Raw genomic sequence first — 18469 nt, 5'->3', positions numbered from 1 at the left:
CCCCCCCCCCCCCCCCCCCCCCCCCCCCCCCCCCCCCCCCCCCCCCCCCCCCCCCCCCCCCCCCCCCCCCCCCCCCCACTTTCCTGTTGTATTCAGGCTTTTATTTCTGCGCCAAGATCCGCTGCGTCAGTTCCCGGATGGGACGCACACAGGGGTCTGCTGCATCGATCTCCACATAATGTTCCAACGCTCCCCGAATGCGCTTTTCCCGCACCGGGAACGCCTTTGCACGGTAGCGCCGGGCGAACGCCTCGTCCACGTGAACCACCCGCCACAGCTTTGCCGCCGGGCAGTTATGCGCCAAAAACGTATCGTGCCCGTTCGCCAGATTCTTTACTGCGTTTTCCAGCTTATCCGGGCGAAACCACAGGGGCTGCTGCGGCCCCACGTTGCCTTCCAGCGGGCCTGTGACTTCAATATACACATTGGTTCCCACCACGTGCAGGTCTGCGTCTCCCTTTTCAAAGCCATTTTTCGAGGCACTTCCCGCAATGTACGCGGTGCTTTCGGCGCCCAGGCCGCAGGGCTCTACCTGACGGCCTGTTTTTCGCTCCAGATATTCCGCCAGCACCGCCTCCCGCTGGGTGGAGCGGTCCCAGGTGGACTGATAGCGATCTTTCCAGTAATTCTCATTGTGATCTTTCATGTAGAATGAGAAAAGGGCAACCGTGAACCTGGAAAAGGCTGTTTTTCTCTGGAAATGGCTTAACAGCGCGGTTTTTTTGCGATTTTTTGTGTGGAAATCGTAGAATTTCGGCGGAAAAAACGGCGTGGGCTTTGAAAAATTTTCGGCGCGATTTTGGCGCTTTTCGAGCCTCGCAGTGATCAATTAAGAAGTGTTTAGGAAGCCCTTTTAAATGTGTTTAGAGGGTGTTTAGAACAGAATAAGAAAAAGTGCTGAAAACCGCGTAACAAAGCGGTCTAAACGGTCATTTAAAGGGTAAAAAATAATAATTAAAGAACCGTTTCGGAGATGGAAAGTATCCTGTCTCTGAAACGGTTCTTTTTTCATTTTAATGCGCAAATGTCTTGCGCATTAAAATACTCTTGCGCATTAAGGAAAATAGCGGGATTGTGGGCTTTTTTATCGCCACCGAAAGTTTATGAGTTGCGCATTAAAATATAGATTATTGTTACATTTCTATTATCCACTCAGGCTGCAAAACACCTATTACGCAGCCATTCACAATAGCGCCTTCCGGACACGGAATAGAATTATATTTTTTGTTCTCGCTGATAAGACACCCGTTACCCAAACGCTTGATATAGCCGTTGCCGTTAAGCGTGACAAGTGCGATATCACCTAATTGTACAGAATCCCTTGAAACCATGACGATATCCCCGTCTGAATAGAGCGGCTCCATGCTATCTCCGCTGACACGTACACAGAAGGCTGCACGGCGTGTTTTTTGGTTCTCCACGACCTTTATAGATCGGAAGGCCTCTGGACCCAAATAGACTCCAGATCCTGCGCTGGCAGGCTGTTCAGATAACTGCAGGTAAATACAATTTTCAATAATATCATTATTCTCTCTGGAAGTCGTTTTCGCTGCTGAAAGTGAAGAACGATTCAATTCCATATCAATAAGTGAGCGAACAATTTTTTGAGAATAAGGATCGAGACGTCTGTACTTCTTTACGATATTTTCCATTTCATCCAGAGATACCGATTCAGTATAGATGTCGCGCATCTCATCTTGGAAAAGGAAGTTGGCGTCAACACCTAAGACACTTAGTAAAGAATACAGAACTGGTTCTTTTGGGTGGCTTACATTGTTTTCATAATTCGCGATGGATGAACTAGTAACTCCCAATTTATCAGCTAACTCTTTTTGGGTATATCCGCGCATTTCACGCGCTTCACGTATTCTCTTTCCAATGCCCATGGTAATCACCTCATATTAACCTTACTATAGATTAAATTTCCCAGGCGGTCAAGAAAAAATGTCAAGAAACTTGATAAAAACTATTGAATTAAAAAGATTCTTGATGTATTATAATGATAACTTCAAGTTTCTTGATGTTTAGAGAGGTGATGATATGTCGATTATTGCGGAGAATACCCGTCGAATCATTAAGGAGAGAGGTCTAAAGATAGGCGCTGTTGGAAAACAAGCGGGATACCAAGGAAAGACCTTTTACAATCTGCTTTCGGGAGAAAAAGTTATCACTGATAGGGATATTCAAGCGATAGCTCATGTTCTAAAGGTTACGCCTAACGAACTTTTTGGCATTAATAATTTTCATCAAGGAGCCTAACGCATGAATTTCCATTTTGAACTGAGAAAAGGGAGCTGCCCCCAAATAATCAAGCAATATGGAGACAGGCAGCTCCGAATCCTGGAAGTACGTCAGCACCAGCTTATGGTCGGCCGGTGGCCAAGGTGGGCTCCATGCAGTATCCGGTACTATCCGGCAATCGGACGCATGTTGATCCGAGGCCCAGCAGGCCAGTATATCGGTTGGGCGGAAAGCCTGGCAGAGGCATTGATCCGCTTGGCCACGGCGGAAACAAGCAAAGTATTGCCCGAAAACGGGTTTTCAAACAGAAGGGAGTAAAAATCATGGAAAATCAACTGATCTACCAGCCGATACATGTCGGCGAAGTGTATGCAAATAAGAACCGGCTCTACCGAGTGGAGAGCATCGATGGCGAATGCCTGCGGCCATCGGCGCATCTGCGCAGACTGGCTGATGGCTGGGAAGTTGATGTGACCGGAGCAGCCCTGTACCGGACGGATCTGGGCATTGAACTGTTGTGGAGCTACGGCAAAAACGGACACTTCGTCCCCGAACGGGACGCAGTCTGACGGAGGTATCAATGAAGATGGAAAGAAACATCGGAAGCCTGAAGGATTCGTACATGGTACTTGCTGCAAGCCAGCAGTACATCCTGCTGCGGAGCAAGACGGAAAACCCTCGACCGAGTTACGCGGTGGCGCGGATCGACGGAGATGGGAGAGCGTTTGACCTGCAGGCGCGCGTTGATCGGGAAGCAGCGGAGCGGCTGTTCTGCTCGCTGTGTTTCCCTGGCTGGTTCAAATAAAGCCGAAACGGCCTTCTGGGCCGTCTGCCGGGAATGGCCGCCCGGCACTGATGATGGCAGGCCAATAAAAAAGCCCACACGAGGCGGGCGGAAAGGAGCGTAATATGGACAACCAGCACAAAAACACACGTGAAAGTTGTGTAGGAAACGATGAAGTTCAGATTGAGGCAAGGTATGGCATGCCGCTGGTAGGTAGTCGGGCATTCCCTGGTACGGCGTGGTACAAGGTAGATATACAGACGGGAATTGTCACAATTCATTACTATGAAGACGGAGAAAAAACCGAAGAGTTCGACATCAAAGAAGTTGAACTCTCCGGCGTTCCTGTGAATTACTCGGCACCTAAAAGAGCAACTCCTTTGGAAGAGAGCCCAGTACATTTAAAACCGCGCACTACCGACTGATAATCTAAAACATACGGCCGTACATCCTCCAGATGATGGTATATCTCTGGATCGCCGGAATGGTATTCCAGACCGGGATTTTTCAAAGTCTCTTCAAGAATAGCACGAATCTGAAATTTCGTGAGCACTTATTACAACCTCCCTTCTGCATGAAATAAGTAGAATCATAGAACATAACCCTCCCTTTTTCGCATGTTGATGGGCGGTGCTGCAACGCCGCCATCACCAACAGGATAGCACAACCGGGCCGCAAAGGCCAGAAAGGATATAGAGCATGAACAACATCACACCGATCGAAGCGCTTATCACCGACACTGTACAGAAGTTTGAAACAGACCTTTGCCGCGCGGTGGCAAAAGTATATGACGAAGACGAGATCATCACGGATGTCGAAGTCAACATCACGCTCGAAACAACCAATCCGGAAGACGTCATTGAGGACGCGGTTCAAAATTTCCGCGAGAAAATGAGGGTTCTGGATAAAATCTTCGGCGAAGGCAGCGCACAGGAAATGAGCGAGGAATTAGAAGATATGCTGCAGAAGGACATGCGAAAGGATCTGATTCCCAACGACAAGACCCTTGAGGCCCTTCGGAAAGGCATGCTGGTGCATCCCATGCCCAAAGAGCCGATGGTAGACGATGGGAAGGAATACCGGCCCTATATGCCTCCTGTGGTGAAGAATGCCCGCACAAAAGCGCTGGAGTGCTTGATCATGCGATTGATAGCGTATGGCGCACCTGCTGAATTCTTCACAGGAAAGAGCGAAAAAGAGATCATGGAAGGCCTCGCGACACTGCTCAAAATGCACATGGAAGCGGTCAATCTGGCCCGGAAGATTCTCCGAAAAGACAGATAATCTCAGAACCAATAGCCGAAACAGCCCAATGGGGGCTGTCATGCGGGGGTTGACCGCCCCGTGTCCGAAGATGGCAGGTCAAAAAAGTAGGTGGTTTTTTGAGAACAATGTTATCGGCTCGCGAAGTTTCATCGTTGACAGGCTGGCCGATTCGAACAGTACAACATAAAGCACAAACAGGACAACTGATGGCGGAAAGTGTATTAAACCTTCGGAATCGGAAGGAATATCTCTTTCCTCTGGAAAGCCTGCCGGTTCAGGCGCAGGAACGTCACTATGAGCAGCAAAGTTCATCGCTTTCAGCTCCGGCCAAAGCGGCGTTGGAAGAAGTGCGGGAGACGCCGAAGCGGAAACCTCTGGACAGCTACACGGAAGATGAGCGGACGGAGATCAGTTTCTGGCGGGACGTCATAGACCAGTGGATGCTCTATCGCAGCCAGCCGGACAAGCAGATGAACGAGCTGGATCAGAAGTTCGTACAGCATATGTGTGTGGAAAATCCCGGCATTCGATTGAGTGTGCCGACGCTGTATCGGAAGAAGAAGGCACTGGAAGAGGGAGACTTGGACAGCGTGATCGATCGGCGAGGAAAGGCGCGCAAGGGAAAGACAGACATGCCGGCATACGTCAAAAAGACATTCCTGCACTATTACCTCGTAGACGGCGGAGAAGGCCATGCGTATTCCATCCAAAAGTGCATGGAGTACACAGAGAAGTGGGCAGAGAAAAACGCGGTGAACGCGCTGCCTCTCCCCTCGTACAGCAGCTTTTACCGCGTTGCGATGGCAGTACCGGAAGCTGTGCGCATCCTGATGCGCGAAGGCGAGCGCGCGTACTACAACAAAGCAAGCGCGTATACCCGCCGCGAATATGAAAGTATCGCCAGCAACGACTGGTGGGTGGGCGATACATATACATGCGATACGATCACGGTAGGACCAAACGGGAAAACGCATCGTCCGTATCTGACCGCATGGGTGGATGTACGCAGTGGCATCTTTGTCGGGTGGTATATCAGTTTTGGCGGGAACAGCAGTCAGAACTCCATCTATGCGCTGCGCCGCGCGTGCCTTGCCCATGGGATGCCGAATCACAACGTGTATGTGGATAACGGCCGTGAGTATCTGACCTTTGACTTCGGCGGCAGAGGCCACCGTGCCAAAAAGGTACTGGCGAACGGTGAGCAGCCGTTTGAGCCGAAAACAATCCTGGACTATATGGGCGTGGAGATGAAGAACGCGATCGTGCAGAACTCCCGCGCAAAACTGGTGGAGCGAAGCTTCCGAAACGTGAAAGAACACATCATGCGGTTGTTCCCCACGTACACAGGCGGAAGCCCGGAAGAAAAGCCGGAAGCCTTAAAAAAGGCATTGAAGCGCGGCGAGATCCCGACAGATGAAGAGTTCATCGAAAAGGTGAACAAGCTGATCAGCGGGTATCTGAACTACGAACCGTACTATGGCTCGGTCCCGGCCGATAAGGGAAAACGGCGCATCGACGTATACAACGAACATCTTGAGCATGTGCGGCATGTGCGGGAAGATGTGCTGAACTTGATGATGCTCCGCACATCAAAGCTCCGAAAGGTCGACCGTGAGGGCGTATACCTGAATATACGCGGCCAGAAGATCTGGTACAACAGCCTGGAACTGCATAGCCGTTTCCAGAGCCAAAAGGTGTACTTGAGGTACGATCCGGACGATCTATCCAGTGTGCGCGTATACCGAGAGGACGGGTCCTTCATTATGACAGTCCCCCGGTGCGAGCTGGAGGCAGAATATGGGGCAACACAGGAAGAGATCGCACGTCAGCAGCAGCTCAAGAACCGGTTCAAACGTGCGGTGCAGGATCTCGCGGCAGAGCTGCTCCCAGACGCGCCGCCGGAAGAAGCTGCGGCGCTCGTATCCAGAATGGCCGAGGAAAATCTGGCCGGACCTGCAGCAGCGCGCAAACCCAAGATCGTGGAGCTGTGCAAATTCGACGAAGAGCCAATGGCGATGGCTGTGGGCGATATCGACATTTTCAAAATGAATCAAAATTCGGATGGAGGATATGACGATGATGACTTCGACTACTAAGGTTTACGATGAATCACTGCAGGAACGTGTACGCGAGTACATGAAGAACACGGGGATCTCTCAAAACAAACTTGCCCCGCGCGTGGGCGTGAGCAGCGCCAGTCTCAGCAATTACCTTCGCAACAAAATGGAAGGCAGCGTTGAGGGGATTGAGAACCGGCTGCGCGAGTTTTTGCAGCAGGAAAGCGAAGCTGCGGCGGCGCAGGTTCAGGCGGCTCCGTACAATCTGGATGAGACGTACAAGCCCACCAGCATCAGCGAAGACGTATATCAGTCCATCCGCTATGCGCAGATCAACCGCACACTGGTGATGCTGCATGGGGATGCCGGAGCCGGAAAAACGAAGGCCGCCGTCAAGTATTACCGGGACAATCCTCAGAGCACCATCTACATCCGGTTGGACCCAAGCATGTCAGGTCTTGCCGGAGTCGGAGAGCTGCTGGGTGCGGCGCTGGATCTGCCAGCGGTCAGCAGCAGCAAACAGATGTGGCAGGCGATCCGGGCGCGGCTGCGCGGCACAAACAAAGTCATCATCGTGGACGAAGCGCAGCTCCTGAAGCGCGCACCGATGGACGGGCTTCGTATTCTGCCGGACGAAGATGAAGTCAACGAGGTTCCGGGCAATGGTGTGGTCCTGATCGGCAACAGCGAGCTGTACGAGCGCGTAAAGAAAGGCAAGATCACGACTCAGGCATATACCCGCATCGGCCTGCAGCGTGCCTACAGCACGATGCGGCTGACGAATGAGGACATCAAGCTGCTGTTCCCCATGTTCGCCGGCGAGGATCAGGCCAAGGAGCTGAAACTCATTGCCAGCGTGTGCCGGAGCCAGCACAGCATCCGCACCGCAAAACATATTGTCAAGAACGCGATCCGAAACGAGGATATTTCCTATGAAGGACTTCGCGCAGCGGCCGCCAGCACACCGGTCGGACGCATTTAAACAGGTGTTTACAAGGGGGATAAACAGATGTTAAACAGAATGAAAATCGCGTGCATCTTTGCCGGCGGCGCTGCCGCAGGGCTGATGGTAGCAATCTGTGCCAATGTGTGGATGGGCCGCCCCGGCTCGGCGGGCGGTGAAGTGCTGATCCTGCCGCTGATCGGTCTGCTGCTCTATGTGGGATATGAGTTCGGTTATCTCTCCGCGATGACAGAGGCAGCGCGGCGCAGGCGCATCCGCGCACAGAAAGGAGACGTTCGCAATGGTTGATGTCCTTGTAGTCATTCTCGTTCTGGCGGTGAGTTTGGGCATGTCATGGGCCGTGACGGTAGGCCTTATCAAGCTGGTCACGATATGCTTTGGATGGCCGTTTTCCCTGCTGACGGCCACCGGGATCTGGCTGATCCTGCTGCTGGCAAGAAGCGTATTCAAGAGTAGAAGCCGCAATGAATAGCTGGAGCATATTTACGTGGGCGCTTTGGTACGGCGGCGGTCATGCGACAAAAAGTGCGCATCACGGGAAGTGGCCAAAGTAAAACAAAAAATGCCGCACATGGGGCGAATGCCCCGCCTTAATGCAGCCCCCTGCCCTATTGGGCCGGAGCCGGTCACAAGCCCGGAGAAATTGCAGAGTGAGGCAAGGAGGAGCAGACAGTGAAAAAGAAGAGCGAATTTAAACCAGTCCGATGCAAAGGCTGCTACTACTGGCGGCCCATCAATTACGGAAAGAAAGTCGGACAAAGAGCATGCCACTATTGCCTTGAGACCGGGAATCCGCGCGGCATACTGCCGCACCTGTGCTACCAGCACGAAGGAACACCGTACACACCAGGAAGAAAGCGAAAGGGGCCTGAGCAAGATGCCGAACTGTAAAGTGTGCGGCAAGGCGGTCACGTCCGGCTGTGTGCTGCATACAGAGTGCATGGAAGAGGCCGCTCTGACACTGGCGGAAATCATCTGCGACAAATATTGCAGGTGGCCAAGGGAGAGCCGGAGCGCCGAAGCGCTTGAGGCCCGCTGCGATTGCTGCGAGATCATTAAAACCCTGCTCCCTGATCTTTGAGGAGCAGGTCCATGCGGGGCCGCGTCCCAATCGGGTCGGCGTAGCCGGTCGCAACGGCAGCCCCGCACAATTTTCAAATCCAGATATCACGTTATCATCAAGGGAGGATGCCATATGATCACACTGAAGGATTGCACAAAGGCGGAACTGTTGTGGATAATCAACCGACTGTGTGAGCGGAGTATATTCCGCAGCGACTATGAACTGTCGCTGGTGCTGAATGATCTGGAACTTCAGCGAGAACAGAAAAGGCTGGAGGAAGCAAGCCGATTGAATACACAGTCATACAATGCACGGCAGCGCGCACTGGATCTGCTGGCTCCATACGAGGGTAAACCGTATTCTGAGATCCCGCTGGAGATTGCGGAGCAGGCGGATGCCGCTTTCGCAGAGGCACGTTCCTTGGACAAAAAGTGGTGCAAGCTCATGAATATGTAAAAGTGTTACATTGTATAGAACACAAGCGGCAGAACATGCCGCACATGGGGCCAAAAGCCCCCGCCTTAATGCAGCCCCCTGCCCCATCGGGCCGGAGCCGGTCACAAGCCCGGACAAATCGCAGAGTGAGGAAAATGTAGAGAGAAGAGGTGTACATATTGGCGAGAAAGAAAGTAACCAGTGATCCGGTCCTGCGGGATTGGGCCGCTGTGGACACGGCGCTGCGCGACCTGAAGGAATGCCGGCACACATTGGCCGAAATGAGCATTGATCTTGACCGGCGCGTGGACAGTCTGAAGGATGAATACAACCGCAACGCGCAGCCGGTGCAGAACCGCACGAAGCGGCTGGAAGCGGACATCAAGGAATTCGTGGACGCTCACCGCGCGGAGCTGGACGGCAAGAGCCGCGCTCTGGTGTTCGGAAAGGTCGGTTATCGATCTTCCAGCCGCCTGATGCTGGCCCCCGCAAAGGTCGCCGAAGCGATCGCGGCGCTGAAGGCGCTGGGCCGCAAGGAGCTGATCAAGACGACGGAAACCTTGGACCGCGAAGCGCTGAAGAAAGAGCCGGCCGAGGTTCTGGAGAGCATCGGGGCGTATATCCGCACGCGGGACGAATTCTACTACGATATCGGCGACGATCAGCCGGAGGCGTAACAAAGTGAGAGGAGGCGGCCGGGATGGGTGCGCTGGATGTAAACAAAGGAACGGTAAAAAGTATCTATGCCCTGGGCGCAAAGCTGGGAATGGTGGAACGCGGAGCCGGACACGAGGACGCGCTGCACATGTTGGTGCAGGGTCTTACCGGAAAGGAATCCGTGAAGGCGCTGACCCCGGCCGAAGCGGCGGCAGTGCTTTCGGAATTGCGTCGGCGCAGCGTCCCGGCCGGGCAGCGCAGAAACCGGCGGCCTCGCAAATACGAAGAGTTACCAGGCGGGCTGAGCGAAGGACAGCAGAAAAAGGTCTGGTACCTGATGTATGAGCTGGAAAAATACGACCCTGCGCCGGCGGGTGTACAGTTACGTGACAGGCTCTGCGGACTGATCGAGCATCAATTCGGAGTGACAAGCTTCCCAACGCAGCCTTTCCGGTTCCTGACCTGCGACCAAGGAAATGCTCTGATCGAGGGCCTGAAGAAACTGACCGAGCGCAAAGAGCTGGAATACCTGCACAGTGATCGCTTCCGCCGTGAGATGGAGGCGGCAAAAAATGCGGAATGAATTGCTGGCAGAGCTGACACTGGAAGATCTGCAGGGCGAATCCCGTGAGCTGGCAGAGACCATCGGCATGGATGCTTTCATCAAACTTGTGGATGTGTATGGTGGGACAGGGCGTTTGTATATCCCTCAGCCGGATACGCTTCTGATTCCCGTACGAGACAAAAAAATCTGTGAGCAGTTCAATGGCGGAAACATCTACGAACTGGCCCACAAGTGGGGTCTCAGTGATGGGTACATCCGGAAAATTGTGAAGGATAGGCTGGCCGAAATCCGCCGCACCCCTCCCACCGGACAACTCTCCCTGGACGAGTTTGTATAAAAATTGCAGAAATAGTTCAACTGAACAGTATATGTAAGATAAGGTATGATGAACTCATTACGAGGGCATCATACCTTATTTGTTTATCAGGAGGAATTCACGCATGACTTTTGACGCAGGGACATGGTGGCTGATCACGCTGGTGGTTACCGTGGTGATTGGGCTCGTCGGATATCTGTTTGGCCGCACAGTGTTTGCGCAGTTGGATAAGCATGGCGCGGACATTAAAGAGGTGCGGGAAAGCTACACCACGCGGGAACGTCATGACGGAGATCTTGATAAACTCAGGAAAAAGCATGACGCAGATATGGAACGGCTTCGCTGTGAGATGAAAGAAATGCGTACAGAAATGCGTACAGAAATCCGATCTATGTCGGAAGACGTCAAGGAAATCAAAGAAAACTGCATCCGGCGGGAAGAGTTCCTCCAGAGCCAGTTGAAGCTGGAAAGCAAGATGGATAAGCTGATGGAATTTTTGATGAAGGGTGGTAATTGAGATGGAAGAAAGAGAGCTGCGCAGGAAAATGCAGGCCGGTGAGCTTGCATCGAATAACGGGACCGTGATGCGCACACTGGCGCTGGCCGGCAACGATTTCAAATATCTGAAACTGAAGAGCCTGCTGCTTGCACTGGCGGGCACTATGGATAAGGCGGCGCTATGCAGCAGCATCAACTATCTGGCAGACAGCGGATATCTGCAGGTGCGCACGATAGACGATGCTCACCTTCCGGCCAGCGTGTCGGATATGGAGCTTGAGGACCTGGAAGTGAAGCTGACACCGAAAGGGACACAGTTACAGCGCTGCGTCAAGAAGGACCCGCTGGTCGATATGTAAGGAGGGCTGAAGGATGGGACGGCGGAAAAACCGAAGCCGAAGCAAAATCAGCCAGTTGCCGCCGGAGATCCGCAACACCGTGGACGCTATGGTACAAGACCCGGCGGACTTTACATACAACGACATTCGGGAATATCTCGCAAGCCTTGACATAAAGATCAGCAAGTCGGCGATCGGGACCTATGCGCGCGACCTGATGGCCAGTCTGGAAGCCCTGGCAATATCGCAGGAAAGTATTCGGGCCATGATGGAAACAGCCGCAAAGGTGCCGGAAGTGGACGCGGTAGAGATCATCAACCGCATCGCCGGTCAAAAGATTGTGCAGGCGATCATCAATAAGCCGGACGAAGAGTGGACGGATCTGCGGCTGGATAAGCTGCTGAAGGAAGCAAACGGTATGACCAAGGCGGTTGCGTATAAGCAGCGGATTGATCTTCAGAACAAAGAGGACGTGGCGGCCGCTGCAGATGAACTGAAAGCCGAGTTCTTCAGTGCCTTGAGTACAGAGCATCCGGACCTTTATCGTCAGCTTGTGACCGCGCTGGACCGTCATACAAAGGGGGCGGCCAATCAATGAACTGGTATGTGCTCCAAGTCATGACCGGGCATGAGCGGGACGTGTGCGAGGCGCTGCGCCGCAAAGACGTGCGGGCACGCGCTCCGTCTCAGCGCATGGAGATCCGGCGGCGGGGCAAGTGGCAGACCGAAGAGAAACTGCTGCTTCCTGGCTATGTGTTTGTCGGCGTCGAATACAGCGCGGCGCTGTTCCATCTCGTGTCCCCCGTCTCCGGCGTGATCCGGTGGCTGGGTCTCGAGAACGGCCGGCCGCAGGCCCTTGATGCACGGGACGCGCTGCGGTGGCGTCTGGACAGCGAGGAAACGCTGGAGCCGAGTCGGGTGTTATTCCTTGCGGACGGAACATGGCACGTGCTGGACGGGCCGCTGATGGCGTTTGCTGGCGAAGTAACGCGGATGGAGAAACGGCAGCGGCGCGCATGGGTGTATACCAAACTGGGCGGCAGCACACAGCGCATCCGGTTTGGGGTTCTTCCCGTGGAGGGCGTACCATGAATGATCTGAAAGAGAAGCGTGCGCTGGTCCGGAAGATCGTCAGAGCAAGACCGAAGAGTCCCGGCGAACTGTGCGCCGGATGCGTCTGGCGGATGGCGGAAAGCGGACGGGTCGTCTGTCCTTTCCCACGCTGCGTGCGGCGCAGCACGGAAGAGCCTGAACGATCATCTAAACGGTACTGAACACAAAGCGTTTAGGACCGCACAAGAAAACCAGGAACAAGGCGGGGTTGATTCGTCCCCCGTGGCGTGATCGGCGGGAATAGAGGGCAAAAAACCGGGCCGAAAGGGCCGGATGGCGAAGCGTGCCCGGTGAAAAATGCCCTCGAATGTCTGTGCTTGCGCGGAATACCGTTTAATTACGCCAAAATACCGTTTAAAAACGTTCAGAAGCCTCTGGCCGTCCATGCGGACACCAGGGGTCATTTTTTCATTACAGGCGATTTTTGAGGCCGTAGGCGCGGCAGAGAGGAGCGAGCAAAGTGAAAAGGACGCAGAAGGAAAGCGTCGAGGGCCTTTTGAAAGGGATCGAGGACGCAAAAAACATGCGAGAGTTCGATTACATCAAGGATCTTAATGGGACGGCTGCGAGATTGGCTTGTGAACAAGTACCTACCAGCCTGGGCCGTGCAGACGATTCTCGAAGAAAACAAGCAGCTCCACGGGAAGTTGGAGCACCTGAAGGAAGAATACAAAACGCTGCAGGCATACACCGACGGGCTGGAGTATGCGCTGCATCGAGGGACACGGATTGAGATCAACACAACAGGAGGTGGTTTAAATGGTGATCGGAGCGCTGAAGGCACTGACAGATAGCAGCATCATAAACACAGCACAAGGGTTCGGCGCACCGGACGTGACGACCTCCGCCATGAAAGATGCGATCAAAGAATGGTTCGCCGCCTATTTCCGCCAACCGCCTGCGCACGGGCAAGACCCATGTATGCGCCTGGCATATACCATTGTGCATAAGCTGGACAAAGGCGTTTTTGCTGAGTACAAGTCAGACATACTTGACAAGGAGAAAACGACAAAAGGCGCTTGGATGGATGCGAACCTCACGCAGTTGGACCTTGCAAAGAGTGACATCATGCAGTGGATGCTGGTGGGCGGCGAGGTGTATGTGAAGCCGGTGCCACGCACAAAGGCGGACGGGACGACGCAGTTCTGGCCGCAGGTCATCCGCCGGAACAATGTGGTGATCCTCGCGAGAGACGGTGACGGCCGTGTCACAAGCATCGGATCATCGGAAGAATCCCGGCGCAGCGGTAAATACTACACGCTGCTGGAAAAACGCACCGTGGACGCAGCGGGATATCTGACCATTGAAAACAAGCTGTTTGAATCGTCCAGCGACGCTGCGCTGGGCACGCAGGTGCCGCTGGCAACGCTCGGACAGTATGCAGAGCTGCCGGAATGGTACACGTATCCCCGCCCTGTGTACAGTTTGGGGCTTGCGGTTCTTCGGGTCCCGCTGGTCAACTGCGTGGATGGAAGCCCGGATGCGGTGAGTGTATATGAGCCGGCTATGCAGGTAATCCGGAATGTAGATCATATGGAGCATCTGCACAACAAGGAATTCGAACTCGGCCGACACCGGATTGTAGCACCGGGCGAGATGCTGCGCAGCGGGCCGAACGGAGAGCGGCGGCTGGAAGACAGCGTGTTTGAGGATATCGGCCCGGCGTACACCAATGAGCAGCAGCGTGCGGGTCTCACCGTGTTCAGTCCGCAGCTCCGGCAGGAAGCGTATGAGGCGCGCACACAGGAATATCTCCGAATCGTGGAGAACCAGATCGGGCTCAAGCGTGGTTTGCTGTCGGATGCACAGGAAGTGGAAAAGACCGCGTTTGAGATCGCCAGCACCGCCGGAGACTACAACCTGAGTCTGCAGGACCTGCAGAGCGTCTGGTTTGACGGCGTGCGGGACTATCTGCGCATCTGCGATATTCTTGGACAGATGTACCGCTATTGCGATCAAAGTGCCTGGGCTGTCGAAGAACAACTGGCCATCACATGGGGCAACGGCGTGCTGTATGACCCGGACAAAGAATGGCAGCAGGAATGTGAACTGGTCCGCATGGGATATCTGCGGCCGGAGATCGCGCTGGGCCATCGGTATGATATGCCCTGTGAGACAGAAGAGGACTGGCAGAAAATCCGTGAAAAGTACATGCCGGATGCCAATGAACCGCTGAACGAGGTAGAAAGGCTGCGTTAAATGTATGACGATGAAAAACTGGAAGAACTGCGAAAGAGAGCCGCCGCGATAGCGGAACCGATTTATGAGACACTGCTTCGAGATATTGTTCGCCGTGTGCGTGGAGCTGGCAGCATCACTTCAACGGCGGAATACCAGATCTATCGGGCCGAGCAGCTTGGTCTTGCCGAAAAGGCAATCAAAGACGCAATCGCGGAGCAGTTGCAAATCTCAGATGCTGCAATCGATATGCTGTTTGAGGAAATGCTGGATGAAACTGTCCTGTTCGAGGAAAACGAAGAGCTCCGGCAGTTGGCTGACGCATATAGTGCGGTCTCGAAAAAGACTGCTGCTGCGGATTATGAGAATCTGTGGGCACCGGGTCCGGATGGAAAGCTGTACACAGTCAAGGAAGCCTACGAGAAGATCATGGACTTCGCGTGGATGCAGACAGCGACCGGCACATACAGTTTTCAGAAAGCCGTTCAGGAAGCGACCAAAGAGCTTCTGCGGCGCGGGTTCCGCGTGATCCCCGGCAAGGACGACCGCAGCTATCGTTTGGAATACGCTGTACGCAGCTATATTACAAACCGCATGGGCGAGATGTTCAATGCGGTGAATCAGATGAACTATGAAGCCATCGGGGCGGATGGCTGGGAGATCAGTGCACATCCTGCACCGGCTCCAGACCATGCACCGTTTCAAGGAAAGCAGTACACAAAAGAAGAATATGACCGGATCAACAACAATCTCTCGCGTAAATTCGGATGGTGGAACTGCAAACACATGTCCTACCCCATCAAAGTTGGTGTCAGCCCGGCCGCATACAGCGCCGAGCAGTTGCAGAAATATCTGGATGACAATGACGCGGGAGTCTGGTACAACGGCCAGCACTTTACACTGTACGAGGCCAAACAGCGAAAACGCCTGCTGGAGAGCATGATCAGCCAGAAAAAGTATGACATTCTCGCGGCGGAAGGTGACGCCGAGCTGCTGAAGACGCAGCAGATCCGGCTGCAGAATCTGCGCTGGGAATACCGCCGGTTTTGCGAAGAGACCGAGCAGGACCCGGAAAACTGGAGGACCATGGTGGCAACGTTCGGTCGCAGCGAAGCCAGCAAGGCCGCATGGGCCGCAAGAAAGCTGGGTATGGGTACATCCGCGCTTCGTGCCAAAGACGCGATGCGCGCGCAGCTCTCGGAACTCACCGATGAGGAACGGGAGCAGCTTACGCAGTACACCGGGTTCGACGCAACGGCGATCAACAATGCGATCCGGCACGGCCGTATCACAAAATCCATGCAGAAAAAAATCGATGCCCTGGACAGCGCACTGGCCAAGGGTACGATTCCGAATGACATCACGCTGTACCGTGAAACCGCGTTGAGTTTTTTGGAGTTCGGCGATTCGACACATCTGACGCGGGATAATCTACCGGATAGTATCGGCCGGATCATCCCGAACCGTATCTTTACATCGACCAGCTTCCGCCAGCTCGGGCTGGCAGGTCGTGACACGGTGATTGAGCTGCATGTGCCAGCCGGATATCAGGGCGCTTTGTACATACGGGACCTTGCTCATCCACAGTACAAACTGCAGGATGAGGTGCTTTTTGCGCGTGGCTTGAAATACAGAATCGTTTCCGTTGACACGTCGGGTGATAAGGTATATATTAAGGCTGAGGTGATGAAGCCATGATTCGAGAAGAAGATATCAGCCCTTCCATGGCATATCCTGATTGTTGGGGAGAGCCGATCGTCCCCATGTGCAACGGGTGCAAATCATGGCATCGAGGGAAACACTCCTGCCGGAAATATCCGAAAGGAATTCCTGCAGACATCCGCTCCGAAGAATTTCACAAATGCCCGGAGTTTGAACTGAAACCGGATTCACCCAACTACAAATACGTGAAAGCCAACATTGAGCGGCTGAAATAGTAGCCGCTTCTGAATATGGTAGCAAGGGACCCTTTCGGGGGTCCCTTTTACAATGCCTTTAAAACGCTGCTTAAACAGTGTTTTAAGGGCATTTTTAAATTGTTTTTACCGCCGGCCCAGCGGACAACAAAACGGGTGCCGCAATACCGGGACTGGCCGGACAACAAGGACAGCGGCGGACGATCAATCATATTTTTGAACATCGAAAGGAGAAACAACATGGCATTGGAATGGCTGAAACCGATCCTCGGTGATGGATATACCGAAGAGATCGACAAGGCGATCAGCGCAGAGATCGGCAAGGGCTTTGTGGCCCGCACGGATTTCAACGAGCTGAAGGAAACCAAAAAGAATGTGGATGCGCAACTGGCCGAGGCCAATAAGACCATCGAAGGTCTGCAGGCCACGGACAAGGACCTCGAGACGGTGCGCAAAGAGGCTGCGGAGTATAAGGCGCGGGCAGAGCAGGCCGAGAAAGACGCCGCTGCGCAGTTGGATGCGTACAAATTCGATACCTGGTTCGACGGTCTGGCCGCGCAGTACCATGCCCGCAATGGCGCGGTGATCCGCACGCTGGCGGGCGAAGACCGCATGAAAGCCCTGAGGGAGAGCAAAAACCGCGACGAAGATGGCAAGGCACTGTTTGAAGACCTGACGAAAAACAGTGCATACGCCTTTGAGGATCAGACCCCGCCCCCGCCTCCCTACGCCGGCGGCACGGGTGGTTCTCCTGTGACCACATCTGACGCAGCTATGCGGGCAGCTATGGGCCTTCCTGTGAATAAGAAGTAAGAGAAAGAGAGGAAATAAGAATGCCGAACTATATTGAACGTGCACAGGCCTACGTCCCGATGCTGGACGAGGTGTACAAGCTGGCTTCCTGCACTTCCGACATGGACGGTGCGCAGGAGCTGGTCAGAGAAGGAGCAAACGCTGGAGAGTTGATCGTCCCCATGCTGGAAATGGATGGTCTCGCGGACTATGACCGAAACGAAGGCTATGTCGGCGGCAGCGTCTCTATGAAGAACGCGACCGTGAAGTGCAACTTTGAACGCGGCCGTATGTTCGACGTGGACGCTCTGGACAACGAAGAGACTGCCGGCCTCGCCTTTGGCCGCCTGGCAGGTGAGTTCATCCGCACCAAGGTCGTTCCCGAGCTGGATGCGTTCCGCTTCGCATGCTATGCGGGCAAACCGGGGATCAGCACCGCAGCGGGAACACTGAGCTCCGGCGAAGAGGTCATCAATGCCATCCGAGACGCCGCATCGGCGATGGATGAGAACGAGGTCCCGGCCGATCAGCGCCACCTGCGCATCACTTCCACCCTGATGAAAGCGATCCAGAGCATGGACACCTATAAATCCCGTGATATCCTGGATTCCTTTGCCAGTGTCAAAACGGTGCCGCAGAGCCGCTTCTATACCGCCATTGAACAGTTGAGCGGTAAAGACGATGAAAAAGCCGGCGGCTATCGCAGATACGCAAAGCACTATGTGAAGTGCAGCGAGGGCGATCCCGGCGCGCTGAAAGTCATTGCTGACGGTGGCAGCCCCTCCGGTAGCGAGATCAAAGTGTCCGAGGTCACGCCGGTTGCCGATCCCGAGTACACTCCCCAGGAGAATGATTACGTCAAGGCGGTGGAAGGTCTTGAGATCAACTTCATGATCCTGCATGCTCCGGCGCTGATCCAGTTCCAGAAACACGCCGCACCGAAGATCATCACCCCGGAAGCCAACCCCTTCGGCGATGGCTGGAGATACGGCTATCGCAACACGGGTATCGCGGATGTCTACGCGAACAAGCTCGCCGGCGTGTACTGCCACCACAAAGAAACCTTCGGCGGCTGAGGCCGGGAAAGGAGCTCAATATGGGAAAATTGATTGGAAAAGCATTCACGATCCCGGCCCCCGTGGCCGGGGTCCCTGAAGAACAGGCCCAATCCCCCATGGTTTGGACCTGTCCGTACTGCGGCAAGACGTATAAGACGGAGAAAGGCTTGACGGATCATATTGCAAAAGAGCACCCGCAAGAAATCGAAGCCTGACGAAGGGAGGCGG

28 protein-coding genes and 2 other RNA genes are annotated in these 18469 nt (G+C 54.1%); 28 read left to right on the top strand and 2 right to left on the bottom strand.

Features of this window, described 5'->3' with window-relative positions:
• Positions 1-100: 100 nt before the first annotated feature.
• Together WMO24_RS15735 and WMO24_RS15730 are read right to left on the bottom strand one after the other, a co-directional pair.
• Positions 101-646, bottom strand: a complete 546-nt coding sequence (locus tag WMO24_RS15735) for a hypothetical protein (RefSeq protein ID WP_349217336.1) — start codon at positions 644-646, stop codon at positions 101-103.
• A gap of 487 nt (positions 647-1133) precedes the next feature.
• A complete protein-coding gene (locus WMO24_RS15730; RefSeq protein WP_349217335.1) occupies positions 1134-1886 on the bottom strand; it encodes an XRE family transcriptional regulator in 753 nt (250 codons plus the stop codon).
• A gap of 154 nt (positions 1887-2040) precedes the next feature.
• Between WMO24_RS15730 and WMO24_RS15725 the strand changes: the two genes are divergently transcribed.
• The 28 genes from WMO24_RS15725 to WMO24_RS15590 all read left to right on the top strand — a co-directional run bounded on the left by WMO24_RS15725 (position 2041) and on the right by WMO24_RS15590 (position 18456).
• A complete protein-coding gene (locus WMO24_RS15725; RefSeq protein WP_349217334.1) occupies positions 2041-2259 on the top strand; it encodes a helix-turn-helix domain-containing protein in 219 nt (72 codons plus the stop codon).
• Positions 2260-2564: 305 nt separating this feature from the next.
• On the top strand, positions 2565-2810 hold the full coding sequence (locus WMO24_RS15720) for a hypothetical protein (protein WP_349217333.1): 246 nt from the start codon (positions 2565-2567) through the stop codon (positions 2808-2810).
• 11 nt (positions 2811-2821) lie between these two features.
• Positions 2822-3046: a hypothetical protein gene (locus WMO24_RS15715; RefSeq protein WP_349217332.1), complete on the top strand. Its 225-nt coding sequence runs from the start codon at positions 2822-2824 to the stop codon at positions 3044-3046.
• Positions 3047-3112: hammerhead ribozyme type II (locus tag WMO24_RS15710), an RNA gene on the top strand. It abuts the gene before it with no gap.
• Between the two features lie 38 nt (positions 3113-3150).
• The gene (locus tag WMO24_RS15705) at positions 3151-3450 is read left to right on the top strand and encodes a hypothetical protein (RefSeq protein WP_349217331.1); all 300 of its coding nucleotides are present in this window, start codon (positions 3151-3153) and stop codon (positions 3448-3450) included.
• Between the two features lie 274 nt (positions 3451-3724).
• Positions 3725-4309 (top strand): hypothetical protein, encoded by a 585-nt coding sequence (locus WMO24_RS15700; RefSeq protein WP_349217330.1) that lies wholly within the window; start codon positions 3725-3727, stop codon positions 4307-4309.
• A gap of 13 nt (positions 4310-4322) precedes the next feature.
• An RNA gene (locus tag WMO24_RS15695) (hammerhead ribozyme type II) lies at positions 4323-4392 on the top strand.
• A 105-nt stretch (positions 4393-4497) separates the two neighbouring features.
• A complete protein-coding gene (locus WMO24_RS15690; protein ID WP_349217329.1) occupies positions 4498-6387 on the top strand; it encodes a Mu transposase C-terminal domain-containing protein in 1890 nt (629 codons plus the stop codon).
• Entirely contained in the window at positions 6368-7330 is a 963-nt protein-coding gene (locus WMO24_RS15685) for an AAA family ATPase (RefSeq protein ID WP_349217328.1), read from the top strand. The genes WMO24_RS15690 and WMO24_RS15685 overlap by 20 nt, the downstream gene beginning before the upstream one ends.
• A 27-nt stretch (positions 7331-7357) precedes the next feature.
• Entirely contained in the window at positions 7358-7600 is a 243-nt protein-coding gene (locus tag WMO24_RS15680) for a hypothetical protein (protein WP_349217327.1), read from the top strand.
• A complete protein-coding gene (locus WMO24_RS15675) occupies positions 7593-7784 on the top strand; it encodes a hypothetical protein (protein ID WP_349217326.1) in 192 nt (63 codons plus the stop codon). The genes WMO24_RS15680 and WMO24_RS15675 overlap by 8 nt, the downstream gene beginning before the upstream one ends.
• 405 nt (positions 7785-8189) lie before the next feature.
• Positions 8190-8393, top strand: coding sequence for a hypothetical protein (locus WMO24_RS15670; RefSeq protein WP_349217325.1), 204 nt, complete (start codon positions 8190-8192; stop codon positions 8391-8393).
• A 114-nt stretch (positions 8394-8507) separates the two neighbouring features.
• Positions 8508-8831 (top strand): hypothetical protein, encoded by a 324-nt coding sequence (locus WMO24_RS15665; RefSeq protein WP_349217324.1) that lies wholly within the window; start codon positions 8508-8510, stop codon positions 8829-8831.
• A gap of 149 nt (positions 8832-8980) precedes the next feature.
• Complete coding sequence (locus tag WMO24_RS15660; RefSeq protein ID WP_349217323.1) at positions 8981-9487, top strand: host-nuclease inhibitor Gam family protein; 507 nt, start codon at positions 8981-8983, stop codon at positions 9485-9487.
• A 23-nt stretch (positions 9488-9510) separates the two neighbouring features.
• Positions 9511-10050 carry a regulatory protein GemA gene (locus tag WMO24_RS15655; RefSeq protein WP_349217322.1) on the top strand — a complete coding sequence of 180 codons (540 nt, stop codon included), beginning with the start codon at positions 9511-9513 and terminating at the stop codon, positions 10048-10050.
• Positions 10040-10369 carry a Mor transcription activator family protein gene (locus tag WMO24_RS15650; RefSeq protein ID WP_349217321.1) on the top strand — a complete coding sequence of 110 codons (330 nt, stop codon included), beginning with the start codon at positions 10040-10042 and terminating at the stop codon, positions 10367-10369. The genes WMO24_RS15655 and WMO24_RS15650 overlap by 11 nt, the downstream gene beginning before the upstream one ends.
• A gap of 103 nt (positions 10370-10472) precedes the next feature.
• Positions 10473-10865 carry an ATP synthase subunit B family protein gene (locus WMO24_RS15645; protein ID WP_349217320.1) on the top strand — a complete coding sequence of 131 codons (393 nt, stop codon included), beginning with the start codon at positions 10473-10475 and terminating at the stop codon, positions 10863-10865.
• Position 10866: 1 nt separating this feature from the next.
• On the top strand, positions 10867-11205 hold the full coding sequence (locus WMO24_RS15640) for a hypothetical protein (protein ID WP_349217319.1): 339 nt from the start codon (positions 10867-10869) through the stop codon (positions 11203-11205).
• A 13-nt stretch (positions 11206-11218) separates the two neighbouring features.
• Complete coding sequence (locus WMO24_RS15635; RefSeq protein ID WP_349217318.1) at positions 11219-11782, top strand: phage protein Gp27 family protein; 564 nt, start codon at positions 11219-11221, stop codon at positions 11780-11782.
• A complete protein-coding gene (locus WMO24_RS15630; protein WP_349217317.1) occupies positions 11779-12276 on the top strand; it encodes a transcription termination/antitermination NusG family protein in 498 nt (165 codons plus the stop codon). The genes WMO24_RS15635 and WMO24_RS15630 overlap by 4 nt, the downstream gene beginning before the upstream one ends.
• Positions 12273-12458, top strand: coding sequence for a hypothetical protein (locus WMO24_RS15625; RefSeq protein ID WP_349217316.1), 186 nt, complete (start codon positions 12273-12275; stop codon positions 12456-12458). Before WMO24_RS15630 ends, WMO24_RS15625 begins: the two co-directional genes overlap by 4 nt.
• 393 nt (positions 12459-12851) lie before the next feature.
• Positions 12852-13091, top strand: coding sequence for a hypothetical protein (locus WMO24_RS15620; protein WP_349217315.1), 240 nt, complete (start codon positions 12852-12854; stop codon positions 13089-13091).
• On the top strand, positions 13057-14496 hold the full coding sequence (locus tag WMO24_RS15615; RefSeq protein WP_349217314.1) for a phage portal protein: 1440 nt from the start codon (positions 13057-13059) through the stop codon (positions 14494-14496). Before WMO24_RS15620 ends, WMO24_RS15615 begins: the two co-directional genes overlap by 35 nt.
• The gene (locus WMO24_RS15610) at positions 14497-16173 is read left to right on the top strand and encodes a phage minor capsid protein (RefSeq protein ID WP_349217312.1); all 1677 of its coding nucleotides are present in this window, start codon (positions 14497-14499) and stop codon (positions 16171-16173) included.
• The gene (locus WMO24_RS15605; RefSeq protein ID WP_349217311.1) at positions 16170-16412 is read left to right on the top strand and encodes a hypothetical protein; all 243 of its coding nucleotides are present in this window, start codon (positions 16170-16172) and stop codon (positions 16410-16412) included. The genes WMO24_RS15610 and WMO24_RS15605 overlap by 4 nt, the downstream gene beginning before the upstream one ends.
• 219 nt (positions 16413-16631) lie before the next feature.
• Positions 16632-17204, top strand: coding sequence for a phage scaffolding protein (locus WMO24_RS15600; protein ID WP_349217310.1), 573 nt, complete (start codon positions 16632-16634; stop codon positions 17202-17204).
• A gap of 20 nt (positions 17205-17224) precedes the next feature.
• On the top strand, positions 17225-18259 hold the full coding sequence (locus WMO24_RS15595) for a hypothetical protein (protein WP_349217309.1): 1035 nt from the start codon (positions 17225-17227) through the stop codon (positions 18257-18259).
• A 20-nt stretch (positions 18260-18279) separates the two neighbouring features.
• Positions 18280-18456, top strand: coding sequence for a C2H2-type zinc finger protein (locus tag WMO24_RS15590; RefSeq protein WP_349217308.1), 177 nt, complete (start codon positions 18280-18282; stop codon positions 18454-18456).
• The last annotated feature ends 13 nt before the right edge of the window (positions 18457-18469 follow it).

The organism is Ruthenibacterium intestinale (genome assembly GCF_040096265.1).
Lineage (GTDB): Bacteria > Bacillota > Clostridia > Oscillospirales > Ruminococcaceae > Ruthenibacterium > Ruthenibacterium komagatae.
This window is presented reverse-complemented; position numbering and strand designations above follow the sequence as displayed.

Bases quoted from the DNA above. Each gene is read 5' to 3' on its own strand.
- WMO24_RS15705 (WP_349217331.1), top strand. From the start codon at position 3,151: ATGGACAACCAGCACAAAAACACACGTGAAAGTTGTGTAGGAAACGAT.
- WMO24_RS15655 (WP_349217322.1), top strand. From the start codon at position 9,511: ATGGGTGCGCTGGATGTAAACAAAGGAACGGTAAAAAGTATCTATGCC.
- WMO24_RS15605 (WP_349217311.1), top strand. From the start codon at position 16,170: ATGATTCGAGAAGAAGATATCAGCCCTTCCATGGCATATCCTGATTGT.
- WMO24_RS15690 (WP_349217329.1), top strand. From the start codon at position 4,498: ATGGCGGAAAGTGTATTAAACCTTCGGAATCGGAAGGAATATCTCTTT.
- WMO24_RS15735 (WP_349217336.1), bottom strand. From the start codon at position 646: ATGAAAGATCACAATGAGAATTACTGGAAAGATCGCTATCAGTCCACC.
- WMO24_RS15630 (WP_349217317.1), top strand. From the start codon at position 11,779: ATGAACTGGTATGTGCTCCAAGTCATGACCGGGCATGAGCGGGACGTG.
- WMO24_RS15685 (WP_349217328.1), top strand. From the start codon at position 6,368: ATGATGACTTCGACTACTAAGGTTTACGATGAATCACTGCAGGAACGT.
- WMO24_RS15595 (WP_349217309.1), top strand. From the start codon at position 17,225: ATGCCGAACTATATTGAACGTGCACAGGCCTACGTCCCGATGCTGGAC.
- WMO24_RS15725 (WP_349217334.1), top strand. From the start codon at position 2,041: ATGTCGATTATTGCGGAGAATACCCGTCGAATCATTAAGGAGAGAGGT.
- WMO24_RS15600 (WP_349217310.1), top strand. From the start codon at position 16,632: ATGGCATTGGAATGGCTGAAACCGATCCTCGGTGATGGATATACCGAA.
- WMO24_RS15590 (WP_349217308.1), top strand. From the start codon at position 18,280: ATGGGAAAATTGATTGGAAAAGCATTCACGATCCCGGCCCCCGTGGCC.
- WMO24_RS15625 (WP_349217316.1), top strand. From the start codon at position 12,273: ATGAATGATCTGAAAGAGAAGCGTGCGCTGGTCCGGAAGATCGTCAGA.
- WMO24_RS15665 (WP_349217324.1), top strand. From the start codon at position 8,508: ATGATCACACTGAAGGATTGCACAAAGGCGGAACTGTTGTGGATAATC.
- WMO24_RS15615 (WP_349217314.1), top strand. From the start codon at position 13,057: ATGGTGATCGGAGCGCTGAAGGCACTGACAGATAGCAGCATCATAAAC.
- WMO24_RS15670 (WP_349217325.1), top strand. From the start codon at position 8,190: ATGCCGAACTGTAAAGTGTGCGGCAAGGCGGTCACGTCCGGCTGTGTG.
- WMO24_RS15675 (WP_349217326.1), top strand. From the start codon at position 7,593: ATGGTTGATGTCCTTGTAGTCATTCTCGTTCTGGCGGTGAGTTTGGGC.
- WMO24_RS15730 (WP_349217335.1), bottom strand. From the start codon at position 1,886: ATGGGCATTGGAAAGAGAATACGTGAAGCGCGTGAAATGCGCGGATAT.
- WMO24_RS15620 (WP_349217315.1), top strand. From the start codon at position 12,852: ATGGGACGGCTGCGAGATTGGCTTGTGAACAAGTACCTACCAGCCTGG.
- WMO24_RS15720 (WP_349217333.1), top strand. From the start codon at position 2,565: ATGGAAAATCAACTGATCTACCAGCCGATACATGTCGGCGAAGTGTAT.
- WMO24_RS15635 (WP_349217318.1), top strand. From the start codon at position 11,219: ATGGGACGGCGGAAAAACCGAAGCCGAAGCAAAATCAGCCAGTTGCCG.
- WMO24_RS15640 (WP_349217319.1), top strand. From the start codon at position 10,867: ATGGAAGAAAGAGAGCTGCGCAGGAAAATGCAGGCCGGTGAGCTTGCA.
- WMO24_RS15650 (WP_349217321.1), top strand. From the start codon at position 10,040: ATGCGGAATGAATTGCTGGCAGAGCTGACACTGGAAGATCTGCAGGGC.
- WMO24_RS15645 (WP_349217320.1), top strand. From the start codon at position 10,473: ATGACTTTTGACGCAGGGACATGGTGGCTGATCACGCTGGTGGTTACC.
- WMO24_RS15680 (WP_349217327.1), top strand. From the start codon at position 7,358: ATGTTAAACAGAATGAAAATCGCGTGCATCTTTGCCGGCGGCGCTGCC.
- WMO24_RS15715 (WP_349217332.1), top strand. From the start codon at position 2,822: ATGAAGATGGAAAGAAACATCGGAAGCCTGAAGGATTCGTACATGGTA.
- WMO24_RS15700 (WP_349217330.1), top strand. From the start codon at position 3,725: ATGAACAACATCACACCGATCGAAGCGCTTATCACCGACACTGTACAG.
- WMO24_RS15610 (WP_349217312.1), top strand. From the start codon at position 14,497: ATGTATGACGATGAAAAACTGGAAGAACTGCGAAAGAGAGCCGCCGCG.